Below are 17,913 nucleotides of genomic sequence, written 5' to 3' on the forward strand. Positions count from 1 at the left end.
ACGGAGGGACTATCGGCCTGCAACCGCGGTCGATTCGTCAGGCTGCCAGCCACCGCCCAGTGCCTTGAATGCCGCGACAGCAGCGCGTGCCGACTCCGTTTGTGCCTGGACGCGCGCATCTGACGCACGCAACAGGTTCTCGTCGGCCTGCAGGACTTCTATCAGGCTGACCACGCCTTTCTGATAGGCGGCAAAAGAAGCATTACGCGCGCGGCTGAGAGAATTGACGCCTTGTGTGAGCAAAGCTGCCTGCTCTTCGCGCTTGACCAGGGCAGAGAAGGCGTTTTCCACGTCTTCCGTAGCGTGCAGCACGGCGAGTCGGTACGCGGCCAGCATTTCAGCTTCTTCCCCCTTGGCCCGATCGATTTGCGCATTGATGCGGCCGAAGTCAAACAGGCGCCAGCGCAGGCCGAGCACGCCGGCATACTGACTGGCACCGCTGCCGAACAGGCTTCCGGCGCCCACAGATGTGGCGCTGCCGATCAGGCCACTGATCGAGAACTTCGGGTAGAACTCCGCAATGGAGGCGCCAATGCGCGCATTGGAAGCCGCCAGGCGGCGCTCGGCAACGATGAGGTCGGGCCGGCGCCTCAGCAATTCGCCCGGCGATCCGCTGGTCGCGATCTGTGGAGCGGCCGGGATATCGCCGTCTTGTCCCAACTCCGCGCGATGTGCCCCCGGCAGCGCGCCAAGTATCACGTCGAGCGCGTTCATCGCTGCATCCAAGCCGACTTCAAGTTGGGGGATCGACGCGCGAACCTGGGCCAGCGCGCCTTCGGCCTGCCTGACTTGAAGCTCGGCCGCCAGCCCCTTGCCGTACAGCAGGTTGATGGTGGAGAGCAGTTCTTCCTGCGTCTGGACCTGGTGACGCGCCACCTTCAGGCGCGCCTGCAAGCCACGGACAGTGATGTAGATGTCAGCGGTTTGTGCGGCGACGGCCAGCCGCGTGGCATTTGCACCGGCCTTGGAGGCCTGGTATTCGGCGAGCGCTGCTTCCCTGCCGCGACGCAGTCCGCCGAATAGGTCCACCTCCCAACTCGCGTTGACATTAGCCTCAAAGGCATTGCCGTATCGGTCAAAACCGGGCTGCGCATTCAGGACTCTGCCTAACGGCATTTCGACGGAACGGTATGCCCGTGCGGCGTCGGCACCGACGTTCCCGGAGGGCAGCAACGCCGCATTTGCGGCACCGAGGCCGGCACGGGCCTGTTCTACGCGGGCGAATGCCTGTGCGAGATCCAGGTTTCGTTCCAGCGCGAGGTGCACGAAACCTGTCAGTTGCGGGTCATGGAACCCGACCCACCACGCGGACAGATCGGCTCCGGCGTTGGCGGGACGCTGCTCCACGGCGGTCTGTCCCTCGAAACGTCGCGGAACTGACACGTCGGGCTCCATGTAATCTGGGCCGACAGCGCAACCGGTTGCTAGGCTAGCAACGACGAGAGACGCAAGGTAGCGTTTGGGCAACATAAGCTTTCCTCGGGATATCTGGTGACTATAATACAAAATAGTCACAAGTTGTTCAACTTTCCCGACTGGCGTAAGCTGGAGCCCATGAACTCCACCCCTTATCCCGCTCCCGCTCCCGCTCGCGGTCCTGTGGACCATGACGTGCGAGACCAAATCGTGGCGGCCGCCACCGAGCACTTCAGCCGCTACGGCTACGAAAAGACCACTGTTTCCGATCTGGCCAAAGCCATTGGTTTCTCCAAGGCCTATATCTACAAGTTCTTCGAGTCCAAGCAGGCCATCGGCGAGATGATTTGCGCGAACTGCCTGCGCGAGATCGAGGCCGAGGTCAGCGCTGCTCTCGCAGAAGCCGAGTCACCGCCCGACAAGCTCCGGCGGCTTTTCAGAACCGTGACGGAGGCCAGTCTTCGACTGTTCTCCCGCGACCGCAAGCTGTACGAGATCGCCGCCTCGGCAGCGACCGAACGGTGGCGGGCAGTACTCGCCTACGAGGAGCGCATCCAGAAGGTAGTGCGGGCGGTGTTGCAGGAGGGTCGGGAAACCGGAGACTTCGAGCGCAAGACGCCGTTGGACGAAGCCACGAGCGCCATCTACCTGGTGATGCGCCCGTACATGAATCCTCTGCTTTTGCAGCAGAACCTCGACTACACGGACACTGCTCCCGGGCTGCTCTCCAGCCTCGTGCTTAGGAGTCTTTCCCCCTGACGGTCAAATTCCGACCAGCTTTTCTTTGTGACTATTGACTAAATAGGTCACAAGAACCCAAAATGAAACCCCAGCCATCCCTATCGATGGGGCTTTCATGCTTTTGCGCCGCTTTGTTACTTTCACCGTCATTTGGGCGTTGCCGCTCGCATTGACCGCTTGCGGCGAAAAGGCCGCTTATGATCCACGCACGGAGGCGCCGTTGGTGCGCACCGCGCTCGTCCAGCTGGCTGGCACTCCATCAAGTGCTTTCACGGGGATCATCGCTGCCAGAGTGCAGAGCGACATAGGCTTCCGCGTGTCGGGCAAGGTGCTGGAACGCCTGGTGGATGCCGGACAGACCGTCAAGCGGGGGCAGCCACTGATGCGAATTGACCCCGTCGACCTGCTGCTAGCGGCTCACGCCCAGCAAGAAGCCGTGACCGCTGCGCGGGCCCGTGCGAAGCAGACGGCGGAGGACGAAGCCCGTTATCGCGATCTGCGCGGCACGGGCGCTATTTCCGCCTCCGCTTACGACCAGGCAAAGGCCGCTGCCGATGCGGCACGCGCTCAACTCAGCGCAGCGGAGGCACAGGCCGACGTGGCACGTAACGCCAGCCGCTACGCCGAGCTGGTTGCCGATGGCGATGGCGTTGTCATGGAAACGCTGGCAGAACGCGGCCAGGTCGTCAATGCGGGGCAGGCCGTTGTACGCCTGGCGCACGCTGGCCGCCGCGAAGCGGTTGTCCAATTGCCCGAAACGCTGCGGCCGGCGATCGGATCTATTGCAACGGCCACGCTTTTCGGTGGCAACAACACCGGCGTGTCGGCCCAGCTCCGGCAACTTTCGAATGCTGCAGATCGACAGACCCGCACGTTCGAAGCGCGCTATGTGCTGGACGGTGAATTGGCCAACGCGCCGCTGGGCGCTACTGTGACCATCCAGGTGCCCGATCCACGGGCCACTGCGCAAGGCGATCTGCAGGTGCCACTTGGCGCCGTGTTCGACGCCGGCAAGGGGCCGGGCGTATGGGTCATCCACGGGGATCCGGCCACGGTGTCGTGGCGATCCGTCACCATCGTGCACCTTGGCGACGAAGCTGCTCAGGTTGCGGGGCAGCTCAAGCAAGGGGACCGGATCGTCGCGCTCGGCGCGCAACTGCTGCGTGAAGGACAGCAAGTCCGTGTGGCTGGCCAGGGCGGCAGCGCTGCCATCGCAGGGGTGCGACTGTGAGCCCCGGACGTTTCAATCTATCGGCACTCGCCGTGCGTGAGCGTGCCGTTACGTTGTTCCTCATCTGCCTGATCTCGCTGGCAGGCATCGTTTCCTTCTTCAAGCTGGGCCGTGCTGAAGATCCGGCGTTTACCGTGAAGGTCATGACGATCATTACGGCATGGCCGGGCGCCACCGCGCAGGAAATGCAGGACCAGGTGGCCGAGAAGATCGAAAAGCGCATGCAGGAGCTGCGCTGGTATGACCGCACGGAGACCTACACCCGGCCGGGGCTGGCGTTTACCACGTTGACCCTGCTGGACAGCACGCCACCATCGGAAGTGCAGGACGAGTTCTATCAGGCGCGCAAGAAGGTGGGCGACGAGATCGCCAACCTGCCGCCCGGCGTGATCGGGCCGCTGGTCAACGACGAGTATGCGGACGTGACCTTTGCATTGTTCGCGCTCAAGGCCAAGGGCGAGCCGCAACGCATGCTCGTGCGTGACGCGGAGACGCTACGCCAGCGGCTATTGCACGTGCCCGGCGTAAAGAAGGTCAACATCATCGGTGAGCAGTCGGAGCGCATCTACGTCGAGTTTTCACATGACAGGCTCGCGACGCTCGGCGTGAGTCCGCAAGACGTCTTCGCCGCCCTGAACAGCCAGAATGCCCTGACGGCAGCGGGTTTTGTGGAAACGAAGGGGCCGCAGGTCTTCATCCGCCTGGATGGCGCGTTCGATGGCCTGCAGAAGATCCGCGATACGCCCGTGGTGTCACAAGGGCGCACGTTGAAGCTGTCGGACATTGCCACGGTCAAGCGCGGCTACGAAGACCCCGCAACCTTCACGGTGCGCAACGGCGGGCAACCTGCCTTGCTGATGGGCATCGTCATGCGCGAGGGATGGAACGGCCTGGACCTTGGCAAGGCGTTGGACAAGGAGGTTGGTACCATCAACGCCGAGATGCCGCTTGGGATGAGCCTGACAAAGGTGACGGACCAGTCGGTCAACATCAGCGCTGCCGTCGATGAGTTCATGCTCAAGTTCTTCGCCGCACTGCTGGTGGTCATGCTGGTGAGCTTCGTCAGCATGGGCTGGCGCGCCGGCATGGTAGTCGCCGCCGCTGTGCCGCTGACACTCGCCGTGGTCTTTGTGGTGATGGCTGCGACAGGCAAGAACTTCGATCGCATCACCCTCGGCTCCTTGATCCTGGCGCTGGGCCTTTTGGTGGACGACGCCATCATCGCCATCGAGATGATGGTGGTGAAGATGGAAGAGGGTTACAGCCGCGTCGCCGCCTCCGCTTACGCCTGGAGCCACACCGCGGCGCCCATGCTGTCGGGCACGCTCGTGACGGCTGTCGGCTTCATGCCAAATGGCTTTGCGCGATCCACCGCGGGCGAATACACCAGCAACATGTTCTGGATAGTAGGCATTGCGCTGATTGCGTCCTGGGTTGTTGCAGTGGTGTTTACGCCTTACCTGGGGGTGAAGATGCTGCCCGACTTCAAGAAGGTCGAGGGCGGGCACGATGCGATTTACGATACCCCGCGCTACAACCGCTTCCGTGCACTGCTGGGGCGTGTGATTGCGCGTAAATGGCTGGTCGCGGCTTCGGTTGTCGGGCTCTTCGTCTTCGCCATTTTAGGCATGGCGGTGGTCAAGAAACAGTTCTTTCCGATCTCGGATCGACCCGAAGTGCTGGTCGAGGTGCAGATGCCCTATGGCACTTCGATCAACCAGACCAGCGCCGCCACGGCCAAGCTCGAAACGTGGCTGGCCAAACAGAAGGAAGCCAGGATCGTGACGGCTTACGTTGGCCAGGGTGCGCCGCGCTTTTATCTGGCGATGGGCCCGGAGTTGCCCGATCCGTCGTTCGCCAAGATCGTGATCCGGACCGATAGCCAGGAAGAGCGTGATGCGTTGAAGCAGCGCATGCGCAAGGCCATCGCCAACGGCCTTGCGCCCGAAGCGCGCGTGCGCGTCACTCAACTCGTGTTCGGTCCCTATTCGCCGTTCCCGGTTGCCTATCGGGTGACCGGCCCGGAAGCGGAAACGTTGCGCCGCATCGCGAGCGATGTGCAGCAAGTCATGGACGCGAGCCCAATGATGCGCACGGTCAACACTGACTGGGGGGTACGCGTACCGGCCCTGCACTTCACCTTGCAGCAGGACCGCCTCCAAGCCGTGGGACTGTCGTCCAGCGCAGTCGCACAACAGCTGCAATTCCTGCTCAACGGCATTCCGGTGACGACCGTCCGTGAGGACATCCGTACCGTACAGGTGACTGCGCGCTCGGCCGGCGAGGCCCGACTCGACCCCGCCAGGATTGCGGATTTCACGTTGGCGGGCGCCAACGGGCAACGCATTCCGCTCTCGCAGGTGGGCAAGATTGATGTTCGCATGGAAGAGCCCATCATCCGCCGGCGCGACCGCATGCCGACCATCACGGTACGCGGCGATATTGCCGATGGCCTGCAACCGCCCGACGTATCGACAGCCATCAGCAAGCAGCTTCAACCGATCATCGACAAACTGCCCGGCGGATACCGCATTGAACAAGCAGGCTCCATTGAAGAATCGGGGAAAGCGACGAAAGCCATGCTGCCGCTGTTCCCGATCATGCTGGCGGTAACCCTGCTGATCCTCATCTTTCAGGTGAGGTCGATCCCGGCGATGGTGATGGTGTTCCTGACCAGTCCGCTCGGCCTGATTGGTGTGGTGCCCACGCTGATTCTGTTCGGACAGCCGTTCGGCATCAACGCGCTGGTCGGCCTGATTGCGCTATCGGGCATCCTGATGCGCAACACGCTGATCCTGATCGGCCAGATTCAACACAACAAGGACGAAGGGCTGGACCCGTTCAGGGCCGTCGTGGAAGCCACTGTCCAGCGTGCGCGGCCGGTTATTCTGACGGCGTTGGCCGCCATTCTGGCCTTCATTCCGTTGACCCATTCGGTGTTCTGGGGAGCCTTGGCCTACACGCTCATCGGCGGGACGTTTGCCGGGACGATCTTGACCCTGGTGTTTCTGCCGGCCATGTACTCCATCTGGTTCAGGATTCACCCGAGCAATGCAGCCGATGCGCGGCGCGCTCGACATTCGGCTATGAAGTCCGACGGACAACTGCTACCCGAATAGTGCTGACTAGCCTGGGCATTTCCTTCCCACATTGTGGACAAGTTGGAAGCTTAAAGGCGGCGCATCGAGGCAGGGACTCTTCGATCCGCTCAACATTGGCACGGAGCCGCCCCCCCCCCGCCCCGCGGTTCGACAAGTTACAGATTGGCCCTGAATTCGTCGCTGCGATGAGGGAAGCTACGTAAGCAGAGACAAATTTTGTTTGCACGCGCCCGCCCATTTTTTGTCTCCGTGGCTCTCTCGACCTTGGGGCGGGCTTTTCCTCCCACTTTTCCGATTGCTTCCCGGCCGATGTCCGATGCAGGCACCTCTGCGGGGCCGAGGTACAACCCATCCTGCCTGGCTAGTCGCCTCCCTCATGTGGCGAATCTGCCGCGTTCAGCCTCCCGGCTTTCTTGCATGTTCCGGCCGCCGCTTCGGCAGCCACGATGAAGAACGCCGACACGGCGAGAGGCATAGCGGCCGCCGTTGACGGTTGGCACTTGCATCTTTAGCACTCACCGGGCGTGCTGCAGTGGGATTGAATGGCGAACGAGAGACTGTCTGAGTACGTCGTTGCCGGTACCACGATCGCGTGCCAGCCGTCGGAGTCGCCGCCACTGTGCTTGACGGTTCGCGTTCGCAAATTTAGATTATTCGAGAACGTGCATATGGAAGATGCGAAGGCGCTGGATCGCCAATAGCCTATATTGTTTGTTCAATCGGCAGAGTATCGCTGAACTGGAAGCTAGCGGTCGTAGGCTTCCCGGCATGCTTTCTTCTTACCGTACCCGCCCGGGGGCAGCGAGACTAGGATGGACCGTTCAGTCACCCATGCTAAGAAATATGTGAATGTCGCATTGATCGGAGCTGCAGATGTCAGAGAAGCGGCCTCGCACCTTGTGCGTAGGCCGGCGGAGCGAAGCCATTCCAAGAATTATGGTGTCAATGTGGGGGACGAGTGGTTCACCCCACGAGACCTTTTGAGGGCCGCAAGCTCCAAGCTAGGGATTCCCATCTCGAAGGCGGTTGTGGGCCAGTACGACCAAGCTTGGCGTCAACGCCTCGCCGAGCTTGGTTTTCCAATCCAAAGGCGCAGCGTGGGATCTCTGCGGCGAGTGGACGCTCAGTCAGGGATAGATCCACGCGAGTCGCTGCCGTTGGCGCGCCCTGATTACATTTTGGCCGAGCATATCGTTGCCGCTGCCAGGGAATGGAAGCAGGGAAAGATTAGGCCTTCCTATAGGCCTAGTTCGCGCTACAACGTATGGATATCTGTCGATCTTGAAAGCCCGCCGGAGCCGTTCCCGCCCAAAGCCATACTTGGTTTGGCATCAGCGCATTCCGGGCAGCGCCCTCTGCAACCAAAAGATTTCACTTTCACCATCGGCGGAAACTGGCACGCTCGTCTTGTTGCGCTAGGCTTTGAGGTCCTCTTGAGAGGCGATCAACCGGGGGTATTCACTTCAACGGCCCGCTTCGCTGAACGTAAGACGCTGGACGGGAATCCAACTGTGGCGTTGGAAGACGCAATGCTCCTTCCATGGTCCGATCCTCTATCTGGAGCTCTGCGTGAGGCGTTGATGGAACGGCATATGGGGCGGTGTCAGGTTTCCGGTTTAGGGATCCCCGAGATTCTCTGCGCCACGCCAATCTCCAGGCAATCCGGAGACGCGCCCCCGAGGTTGCTGAGAGTGGATGAGGCGCTCTTACTTGCTCCTAACATTGCCGCATTATTTAATATCGGACACATAGCTTTCTCAAGTAGCGGACAGATGTGGATGTCGCCAAAAATCGTGAAGCTTCGCGGGATGCTCGGCCTCCGGCGTGGCATGAAGTTGGCCGTCATTTCCTGCCGCCAAAGGGATCTCCTTCTCAAACACTACGAGAGCGCGCTGCGACTCAGTGCGGTGCGCACTGAAAACGAGCTTGAGTATGGAGAACGCTTTGTTCCCTTTCCCGCGCCCAAATAGTGGGCGCCACTAGCTACCCGCCACCCCCGTGCGGACTACAGGCAAGCGCGCGGTCGTAGATCGGCCGTGAAGTGTGTCGCGGGCTCATAGGGTTCGATCATTCCACCTCAGTGCCATCCAATGCGGGTCGCCGGAGACCTGATGCAGACGGGGAGCAGGGCGAATTTCGACGCGTTGTGGAGTAGTATAAATGTGACGTAAGAACACCGTACGGGCTGAATCCGTTTCTTGGCGATTCGCCAAACCTGCCCACTTGAAATTTGGGTGGCAAGCTACATTTTCGCTCAGGCAGTCGACGACCAACGCGCGCGCTGCGTGTTTCTGTTTGTTTGCCAGCAGCTTGGCAGGTCGATGGGAGCGCGTATGCCATTCGCCTCCTCGCTGCATGGAAGGAGGATACGACCATGAGCAACCTTTCCATTGGGCTGACCTCTTCAACGAACTCGACCGCGTCCAAAGGCAGGTGGCGAGCTTGTTCGGCGGCTTCCCGTCAAGCATTCGCTCCGGCCGCTTTGGGGCATCCCCCCCGGTGAATATCGGAGCCACGGACAATTCCATCGAGATCGTCGCGCCGCCATTTCGTGTATCGGCACTCACGTGCCAATTGTGCAAGTTCGAAGACTTGGCGTGGGGTTGAGGAAGGGAGATGGTCTTGGCTGGGGCCCGAGCGGCAGCGGTTCGGTGAAGATCATAGCTTGGATCTTCTTTTCAGCCTCAATCATCGAATGAGCACTTGTTTCCGGAGCCAGGTCGGATTGAGCGGTACGGCCTGCGAAAGTGCGTGTGTCGGTAGGCTGGCTCACGCTGAGACCCCCATATATGGCGGGTAGCAGTATGTCGCGGCATGACTAAAATGGTCCGTCGGGGAGCTTCCGCGGAGATCATGCCCGTCGGCGCGGCAGGTGGAGATGGACGGGGTCCGTGCCTCGGCGTCGCGCGGTGGCGAATGGTGAAACATTCGTGGCGCGAGTGGAAAAATGATCGACGGAATACCTCCCCACTCCCTAACCACTACGCGGCTATACGGACTCTTACCCACCCTATCCCTGCGCGGCTCCTTCCGTTTCGTATTCCCGGCGATTTCGCCGCTTTTGCTGTTCCAGATAGAGGCCTGCGCCGCATACATGCTTAAGGGCGCAGAATAATAGACTTCAAACCTTAATTGCAGATTAGGATGGCCGCCCTGCTGTAGGACGTACACCTACCTCTTACGTCCGCTATCGAACTCCGAGTGATAAGTTCAGTATCTCGGTGCTGGAAACAGCAACTCGACCCTAAATCTTGCGCCGCAGCGTCGTCTGGCTGCGGCATTTTTTTGCCCGGGAGTTGTTCATCGCTAATCTCTAGCGATACGCCGCCCGGTTCAAGCTTTAACCGGGTCAACTATTCTATGGAGGCATCATGGCGAACCGAGGCATCCATGTGGTGCCCTCAGGCGAGGGATGGGCGGTCGAAGTGCCGGATGGCGGCGCGCACTCTATCTTCGTAACGCAGGAGGAAGCCATCGCGGCAGGTACCGAGCTGGCAAAACGCGAGAAGGCCGAGTTGCTCATCCATGGGCGCGATGGGCGAATCCGTGTAAGGGAATCTTTTTGCCATGGCCGGCCCGTTCATAGGGGCTAGTCACACCATCAGTACCGCCCACGGCTTGGGTGCTGTTCTTGCCGCTGTTATCCGGGAAACTTCTGCCGGCTTGCGCCCATAGTCCGTTAGCGAACGGAAACCGCGCCATGCCTCCAGCAAAGTGGCTGCAACAGCCAAAGAACTCACCATGCCAGATGTAGTCCGCAAAGCTGCCCACGTTTATGACGTGCTTGCTGCAGCCCTACAGCAGGCCGAAGAATCGCTGGATCACAACGACGTTGTGATTGCGATCCAGCGCTTTGGGATGGTTCGCATCCCGTGCCCCCACGAGGGCCCGAATGTGGACGATCGATTTGAGTATCGCGACGCCGCTGGCGATAGCGTCACCATGTGGTGTCATCTGGACAATCGGAACGCGCATGCACCGCGCAGCAAGTTTGTTCTCGAATTGCGCAGAGCCGATTCAGATCGCCATCGCGTCACTAAGGTGAGTTTTCCCGCCACGTAGGCAGAGCGAAGGTCTTACACCTGTGTGTCGTTTCTTCATAGTGGGCTACCAGTAAAGTTAACGCTCAATTGCAGGAAGTGTGCGCTGATGCGCGCCTGCCCCTTCGCTCGGCATTGGTACAAGCTATGCGGACGAAGGTCGGGGGACGGGCTCGTCCGACGGACCTCTAGTGAGAACAAGGAGACGAAGATGATGAAAACCCGAACAATGGCAGCGACGTTTGCAATGCTGGGAGCGGTACTGGGCGGCTGCACTGCAGCAGGTAGCGGAACAGGCTCCGGCTCCGCAGCGGGGTCAGGTAGCGTTGCGCCCACCGATTCCCGCAGCGGAGGCAGCCGCCCTGGCACTGCTCTTGACGGGCACTAGCGGTACCAGTAGCGGTAGTGCAAGCGGTAGCGGCGCAACATCAGGAGCGACAGGCTCCCGATAGGAAGGGGCAATGCCGGTTCTATGGATGCGCCGGCTTTCGTGCGAAGCTCGATCCTTGAATGGACTACAGCGTTCGCGGGTAGGAGGAAATTAAGCACCTGGGAGATGTCGGCTGGAAACACAGATCCTGTCGTGACTTTTTAGCACCATTTCACGTTTATGTCAACACGTGCCATGCAGGCGTGACAAGAAAGTGGCCACCTTTGCATTTAGCCACGACCACCCCGGCCGTGGTTTTTTTTGTTAAAGGACCGCGCAGGCCGGCCCGCCGGATACGCTGGCAAAGCCTGCGAAATTATCGCGGGGCGCTCCACAGTCGGTCGCGCGATAGTTAGGGGTATACATTGCACCTGGACTTGTGCAGCCGCTCTTGGGACTATGACTTCTGAATCACGCTGCTTGGACGATTCCATAGAAAGCGTCGCTTTCAGCGGCTCACCTGGCTATCTACCCAGTCTTTGGCCCAAGCAAGCCCCAGTGCTTGAGCTTCCTCGGACGTGGGAAAGCATGCGAGTGCCCCCGAGGCGCCCACTCGACGGCTAGCGAGGTCTACGCCGGCCGACGCCTCAAACTGTTCATTCCACAGCTTCCATACAAACGCTCTTACTGTGTAGCCTTTATAGACGTCCGCAAGCATGGAGTTCTCCGATCATGAGACGGCGCAATACAGATTCTTTTGAGAAGAGCTTGCTCTTCCAACTCGAAATTGGACGTGTGTTGTCGACTTGAGAAAAAACGGCCCTTGTGCTAGCGGTGCGGCGCAAAGCGCAGAGAATGAAGAGCTTTGAGAGCAAAGCGTCGGCAAGTGTATGAAGGACCGCCGACGCTACGGTACGTAGCATGCATTTTGCGGGCCGGCTACAACCCCGCCCCCATAGACCACAACGATTATCGGCGGCGTACATAACGTTGGCGTTTCGAACGGTCTCTTCCAAAGGGGGGTGCGGTACATTCCCTGCAAAGGGGGAGGGAGATAGATGCGACGCGTGATCCTACGAGACCTAATCGTCGTGGAGCGGTTTCGAAAACAGCTGGCAGCGGAAGTTGCAGGGCAAAAAGCAACCATCGAAGCTCTTGCGTCGGCCGGGGCTGATATCACTGAGCAAACCCGAATTTTGGCCGCCATGGAGAACGCGCTGCGTGCGCTAGAGGTAAGGGCTACCCAGCTCCAGCGAATTAAAAATCACGGCGCCGATCTTCAACGCTCTCAGCGTCGGAGCGGCTAGACAGCCGCTTTGCTAGAGAAGTGGTTTTTTCTTCGGCGTACTGAATTGCATCAGGAAGCAACACGACTTTCGTGAGTCGTGCTTCGGGTCGCCAGGCATGTCCATCGCCTGCAGCGCCACGAATGGCCGTTGTTGCGCTCGGCAATCCCAACGGTGTTCCACTGCAGCAGGGCAGTGGCGCTGGCCACGATTTTCGGCCTGAAGGCTGAACAGGTCACGATCGACGTCGTCGTCGTAAGTCAGACTGAGGTGGATACGCATTTTGGCGTTTATGAGCGCATGCTGGCAGAGAAGCTCGGCACCGTGCCGCCCATACAGTAAAGCGCGAGGCCTGATCAATTGCGGGGCAATGACGCGGGAGAGATACAACATCTTTCCTGGGCGCAAGTGTCAATCAATTCTATAGGCGGTCAGGGTGCTGCCCGTAGAATTGGCCAAATCGTTTCCCTGAAGTCGATTCTACGACACCATGTCATTAGCCCTCACCTCCGCCGCCAGGGCATGGGCCCACATTGCCGCAATATCGGCGGGCAAGCCGGTCGATCCGGGTTGGCGTGTAACGCTGAACTTCCACCCCGATCGAATCTTTCGTGGTCGGCCTCTACTGGCAGTGTTGGCGGAAGATGGCGTGTATCGAACTCAGTTCGAAACTGGCACGAGCAATGGGGGGCTGTCCGCCTATCCCGGTGGCGATCGCTGGCAATGGGAAAGCCGAATCTTCGGGCAGGCTTATGACACAGCACCCGCTTCCGAGCGGCCGCGCTATGGCGCGCTGAATGTAGGCCATGCATCCGCTGGCGCGGCGCCCCGCTTTGGGTCGGCGCATTTACGGCTTGCATCCGGCGTGCTGTCTCGTACGACGTTTTGCCACCCGGACAGCGTCTACGAGCCGAGTCATTTTGGCGTGGCCGGCCGTTTCGCCCTTGTCGAACGTCTGGCTGCTGCGGTTACTCATGGCGACCCGCTTGACCATTACATTGAGGCCCATGTTCATGGTGGCGTGGTGATTGAGCGCGACGTGGAGGCTATCGTGCTTGACCCATCGTTCCGGCATAGCGACGTCGAGGCGCTTGCTCATGCATTGCCCTGTCGTGTCGAATGGCACGCCGGGTTTCGCGCAGAAGCGGATCTGCTGCGCCGACAGTCCGAGTACCGTGGGTCGGCTGTCGCAAAACTAGCTGCGTCCCTGGCCGGCGCACACCCACTCACGCCGGTACGGATTGGCGAGGCCGCGCGCAGCGGCCAGTATGATCCTCAGATGCTTAAGCAGGTGTGGCACTGCCTGGCCCGTTTCGGCAACAGCAATCACCGCTAAGCCACGTCCAGGATCGTTCGCTCGCCCACGTGACTGATGTTCTGCGCCGCGCCGGGCGGATTGGAAGTAGGTTCGGTGGATGACGGCTACTGCCTGACGCGGCCGGCGCCGGCGCCGTTCCGATCGGTACCGTTTGTACACCGTCGTCGAGGAAAGCATGGACGGCGCAGAGGGGAGCGTCTCATTCACGTGGAAGTACTGTGCATTTCGCTCAACGAGTAGGCGCAGGCTTTACTCCAATGTGCAGCCGGTACAGCACGTAGGGCTTCACGCGCATATCCTTACCGCCTTGAAATCCCGCCTGGCGATGCAACTGGTTGGCCGTGACATAAAGATAGCCGTCTGGGCCAACCGAAAGCGTGTCGGGCCAAAGTAGCCGGTCATCCTGCACAAGAGTTTTCCACGTACCGGACGTGCCTAATGTTCGGATGGCATTGTTTTCATAGTCGCTGGCGTAGACCGTGCCATTAGCATCAGACTCCAACCCGTCGGATGCGCCTTTCTCGCCAAGGTCTGAGACCGCCTTTCCGATCTGCGCGTCCGTCAATGTCGGATCGCGCAGCATGGCGGTCGGCACCGAATAGAGATGTCGGCTGGATAGTGGAGAGTAGTAAAGCGTCTTGCCATCCGGGCTTAACGCAATGCCGTCGGAGGCCACGGTAAACGGGCTGATATTGCCGGAAGCGTCTCGCGCTTGCATTGGCTTGCCTTCAACGACCGGGCGGAACGATGGATCAGCCGACGTCGAAGGATGGCCAGTGAGGCGGCGGACAGCCTTACCCGTGTCCAGGTCTACTACGATCAGTCCCCCGGTGCCGGAGAGCGAAGAATCCGTGATATACGCGACGCCGGACCTCCCGATGCGCAAGTCGAAGCGCATGTCATTGACGTAGGTCCGATCAAGCATGACGTCGGGAGGGAAGACGATGGTCTTTGCAATCTGGTCAGTTTTCAGGTCGATTGCGACCAGCTTGGCTCCGCCTGGGGCTGGGTTGGAGAAATTCGGAGCCCCGGTATCAAGTACCCAGACCCGCCCCTGGCCGTCGGCCACCACGCTTTGAACACTGAGGAAGGTGTCCCCTGGCCGCGAATTGTCGGGTTTATTGACTGCTGCATCGGGGTATGCGCGCACCTGGCCGTCCCGAAGCTCTCCGACGGTGAACGGGACATCATCGCCCCAGCGCGGAAAGTTGACGAAGATCCGGCCGCCTTCGGCGACCGTGACGCCGGTGGGCATGGCTCCGTTGAATATTGCGACAGCTTCCAAAGCTGGTGATGGGGCTGCGGCAAGGGAAGCGCCGAGCGGAGTCAGCCAGGCCGCCGCCGTGGTGACAGCGCCCACTAGCAGTCCCCGAGTGTAGCGAGCCCAAGTTCCGTCGTTCAGTGTTGAGTTCATCATAAAAGTCCCAGTCGATTGTCTTTTGGTTGCCAAGCTTTCCAGTTCATTCGCGTCTGAAAATTCAAGGGCGGCGCGATGAGTTCGTGGGGATATCTTCTGCGCTAGCAGCTTGTCGAGAAACATGAGGAATGCGGCAGGACTTTCACTCGTATTGTGAAAATGGAGTGTCGGTCGGCTGACCACGGACGCCGAATGGGACCGAGAGCCGTCCTAGTAGCCCTACTGGGGCCGGGTGGCGCATACTGTGCATTTGTACAGTGCGTGTTTTCCGGCCATTGGGTACCAAAATCGGCCGCGGTCTGCCGGTGCCATCTCCGGCCCCCGACATTCCAATGGTCCGTCAAGTGGCGATGCGCCTGCTTGGGGCCTTGGACCAGGTACACGACGGCACCGAGGTACCGCTTCCATGGCTGGGGGAGCGGACTGGAAGAGCGGGCCGGAGATCGTGTGTGGGGGAAGTCCGCCATGAAGCTGAGGTGCTTGTGGCCAGTACGCCAGCGCACAGCAGACTTAATCACGGGCGCAAACTTCGAGCCCGATACATTCGGGCGTGTCTGGAAATCCGAGACGGTTCAGAGGGCGGCTAGCTTCTACATAGCGCGGCTTGGCCGAAGCTGTCCGGGCCCCGTGACGGCCGGATTTAAGAGCAAGATTACTTTGACTACGACCGGCGGCATGCGAGTGGCTGAGCGCCACACCGTCATTGGGCTCTAGATTCCGCTAGACAAAGGCATTCGGGGGCCGAGAGAGGGAGTACGAGTTTTCGCATCCCTGACAATGCAGATACTAGCCTGACCCGATCGGGCTATTCCCAGTAGAGGCCGCGCGTGACATTCTTTGTTTGCCAAGAGATTGGCCCTTTGCATTCAGCCACGACCATCCGGCCGTGGCTTTTTTTTCGGTTCTGTTTGGCGCCGCTTCTGGCTACCTGAGTGCAAAACGAGCGTCAGTTCGTCCTATTTCCAGGAGAGTGGCTATCTGCGGCGTTTGCCTCGCGTCGCTGATCGCTGTCGAAACCTGATCTGTCCCGCGTCTGGACCACCGAAGCGGAGTCGTTCAAAAGCGACAACCAAGGCAAGCCTCAGCGGTTCTGACCCAACAGTCTATGGGAGCAGGCTAGCGTCATGCTTTCGGCGATATACGCCCGGCGGCCACGCTTGCGTTCGACGGTAGTCAACCGTTCCCAGTGACCGGCGCTCCAATAGCCCAGAACGCGGCGTTGGCCGAACTACGCGCCGACTTTGCCGTCTAGGCCGTTGGCTACGGTTGCGTTGCGCTACACAGGCCAGTTCGGCGGCGGCAACCAAGACCAAACCGGCCCGGTGGCTTTGCGGTGGAGGTTCTAGAGAGGACGCGCGCGAGAGAGCGACAGGCGGTGTGAGCCGACCTCTCCCGCTTTCAGCGCCAGAACCGGACAGGTGGGATGGCGGGAGCAGGGAAAAGCCTGGGTCTGTTACTCTAAAACGTTCCAGAGAAACCGCATACATACAACGATAGCGCTAACTCTCGGCGGGGCTCAACGGCCAATGTTCGAGACGCGTGTGGATCCACTCCAGATAAGACAGTTCAAGATCGGCTCGCATGCCGACCCTCGGTGCTGCCGCGGCGAACGAAGTCTGCCCTGGCGGGAATCCATGCCAGAGCGAACAGAAGACAGGCAAATGGAGTTACGAAAACAAAGCCAATGCTTTGGAATCCAGCCGCACCAGCCATGCCACCGAGAATAAAAGACAACAGCAGCCCACCGCTACGCTGCAGACGGGGCACATCGGCGCGTACCGAGACGTGCTTAGACACTTCACGCCGGTTCCAATAAAGCATCTTCCCCAGCTCGATTCCGACATCGGTGATATTGCCGGTCATATGCGTAGTCCGGACTGTTCCGGCCGACGTCTTGGAACCGATGGCGTTCTGCAATCCCATAATGAAGCAGAGCAGCAAGACAGTGGCCGGCGCAGCGAACGGTGTTTGCCAGCTTAAAGTCGCTGTCCCGAGGACCCCGAAAGGGAACAGCAGGGCGGCTTCCAACAAGAGAGGCAAAGCGTAGGTATTGCGGGCGCGGATGCGGCGGGAGAAATTCACAAGCATCGAGGTCGTCGCAGCCCCGATGGTGAACGAGACAAGCGCTGCCGCGGAAGCGACCCCCAATTCGAAATCGCTGAGAACCACACCGTCTGCAACCTGGGAAGCAAAGCCGGTCATGTGCGACGTATAGCGTTGCAGAACGATATAGCCGCCCGCGTTAATAGCGCCCGCATTCAGCGCCAGCAGCAGGCCAAGCGCGAGGTTGGAGGAAGGTGTGCGGTGCCGGTGGGTAAGATAGCTAAAGCGTCGCATAATCCATATACGGTCGGCTAGATTAAGGCATGAAGTGATTTTCTATCACGCGCTCGCCCCAATGCAAACCAGTATTGGGTGCGTAGGCCAACGTTAGTGAGGCGCATATACGCCATCAGCGCTCTAGGCAAGACCGGCACTATCGGTAGCCGTACTTCCAGCAATAGGACAGCCAGATTGTGTCGGATTGGCTGAGCAGTCCGGTGCGACATGTCAACCGCCGTGAGGCAGTTCAGCCTATCGCCGACATCGTGCTGCTTCGGTCGTTCCCTGCGCGGTGTTGAGCGTTATGGGCGCACATGAGCGCGGCGGGACGCGGCGATCATCAGGCGGCATGCGGGAAGGCTCGGTGGCTCAGACCGCTGAGTGAGGTTGTTTCGCACCGGGGCCTGCGCATTCGCCGCAGCTGGACGCTTGTTAAATCGCCACAATTGGGGGGTGAGGCCCGTGCCGCGCATCAGGTTTCAGGTACGGTCATGATCGGCTGACCTGCTGGGTGATTGGCTGACACCGCGGGGGCTATACGGTCCCCTTCGCGCCGTGCCAGGGAAGGCGCGCTGCACAGCGCTAAGTACTTGGTATCCGGCCGGTGTAAGGCATGCTGAAGTGGACGCGACCGATGCATTTGTAATGTGTACCAAGTTGCGGGCGGCAAG

General features: G+C 60.1%; 12 protein-coding genes and 1 pseudogene. 10 read left to right on the forward strand and 3 right to left on the reverse strand.

Annotated features, from left to right (window positions below; translation table 11 throughout):
* Window positions 1-9 precede the first annotated feature (9 nt).
* Window positions 10-1,470 (reverse strand): efflux transporter outer membrane subunit, encoded by a 1,461-nt coding sequence (locus EHF44_RS27085; RefSeq protein ID WP_124686868.1) that lies wholly within the window; start codon window positions 1,468-1,470, stop codon window positions 10-12.
* A gap of 84 nt (window positions 1,471-1,554) precedes the next feature.
* Between EHF44_RS27085 and EHF44_RS27090 the strand changes: the two genes are divergently transcribed.
* The 10 genes and pseudogenes from EHF44_RS27090 to EHF44_RS27135 all read left to right on the forward strand — a co-directional run bounded on the left by EHF44_RS27090 (window position 1,555) and on the right by EHF44_RS27135 (window position 13,521).
* The gene (locus EHF44_RS27090; RefSeq protein ID WP_124686869.1) at window positions 1,555-2,175 is read left to right on the forward strand and encodes a TetR/AcrR family transcriptional regulator; all 621 of its coding nucleotides are present in this window, start codon (window positions 1,555-1,557) and stop codon (window positions 2,173-2,175) included.
* Between the two features lie 97 nt (window positions 2,176-2,272).
* Window positions 2,273-3,388 carry an efflux RND transporter periplasmic adaptor subunit gene (locus EHF44_RS27095; RefSeq protein WP_124686870.1) on the forward strand — a complete coding sequence of 372 codons (1,116 nt, stop codon included), beginning with the start codon at window positions 2,273-2,275 and terminating at the stop codon, window positions 3,386-3,388.
* On the forward strand, window positions 3,385-6,507 hold the full coding sequence (locus tag EHF44_RS27100; RefSeq protein ID WP_124686871.1) for an efflux RND transporter permease subunit: 3,123 nt from the start codon (window positions 3,385-3,387) through the stop codon (window positions 6,505-6,507). The genes EHF44_RS27095 and EHF44_RS27100 overlap by 4 nt, the downstream gene beginning before the upstream one ends.
* A gap of 794 nt (window positions 6,508-7,301) precedes the next feature.
* Window positions 7,302-8,459: a hypothetical protein gene (locus tag EHF44_RS27105; protein WP_124686872.1), complete on the forward strand. Its 1,158-nt coding sequence runs from the start codon at window positions 7,302-7,304 to the stop codon at window positions 8,457-8,459.
* 385 nt (window positions 8,460-8,844) lie between these two features.
* Window positions 8,845-9,030 (forward strand): annotated as a pseudogene (locus EHF44_RS28780) (hypothetical protein); the annotation flags it as partial.
* An 830-nt stretch (window positions 9,031-9,860) separates the two neighbouring features.
* Complete coding sequence (locus EHF44_RS27115; RefSeq protein ID WP_124686873.1) at window positions 9,861-10,082, forward strand: DUF2188 domain-containing protein; 222 nt, start codon at window positions 9,861-9,863, stop codon at window positions 10,080-10,082.
* 148 nt (window positions 10,083-10,230) lie between these two features.
* Window positions 10,231-10,551: a hypothetical protein gene (locus tag EHF44_RS27120; protein ID WP_124686874.1), complete on the forward strand. Its 321-nt coding sequence runs from the start codon at window positions 10,231-10,233 to the stop codon at window positions 10,549-10,551.
* A 1,406-nt stretch (window positions 10,552-11,957) separates the two neighbouring features.
* Window positions 11,958-12,206 (forward strand): hypothetical protein, encoded by a 249-nt coding sequence (locus tag EHF44_RS27125; RefSeq protein ID WP_124686875.1) that lies wholly within the window; start codon window positions 11,958-11,960, stop codon window positions 12,204-12,206.
* A gap of 78 nt (window positions 12,207-12,284) precedes the next feature.
* Window positions 12,285-12,527: a hypothetical protein gene (locus EHF44_RS27130; RefSeq protein WP_124686876.1), complete on the forward strand. Its 243-nt coding sequence runs from the start codon at window positions 12,285-12,287 to the stop codon at window positions 12,525-12,527.
* 148 nt (window positions 12,528-12,675) lie between these two features.
* Window positions 12,676-13,521, forward strand: coding sequence for a DUF3626 domain-containing protein (locus tag EHF44_RS27135; RefSeq protein WP_124686877.1), 846 nt, complete (start codon window positions 12,676-12,678; stop codon window positions 13,519-13,521).
* A 211-nt stretch (window positions 13,522-13,732) separates the two neighbouring features.
* Here EHF44_RS27135 and EHF44_RS27140 read toward each other — a convergent pair whose 3' ends face one another.
* Both EHF44_RS27140 and EHF44_RS27145 read right to left on the reverse strand, forming a co-directional pair.
* Window positions 13,733-14,917, reverse strand: coding sequence for an L-dopachrome tautomerase-related protein (locus EHF44_RS27140; RefSeq protein WP_124687070.1), 1,185 nt, complete (start codon window positions 14,915-14,917; stop codon window positions 13,733-13,735).
* A 1,569-nt stretch (window positions 14,918-16,486) separates the two neighbouring features.
* Window positions 16,487-17,257 carry a YoaK family protein gene (locus EHF44_RS27145; RefSeq protein ID WP_124686878.1) on the reverse strand — a complete coding sequence of 257 codons (771 nt, stop codon included), beginning with the start codon at window positions 17,255-17,257 and terminating at the stop codon, window positions 16,487-16,489.
* Between the last annotated feature and the right edge of the window lie 656 nt (window positions 17,258-17,913).

This window comes from Cupriavidus pauculus (assembly GCF_003854935.1).
Classification (GTDB): domain Bacteria; phylum Pseudomonadota; class Gammaproteobacteria; order Burkholderiales; family Burkholderiaceae; genus Cupriavidus; species Cupriavidus pauculus_C.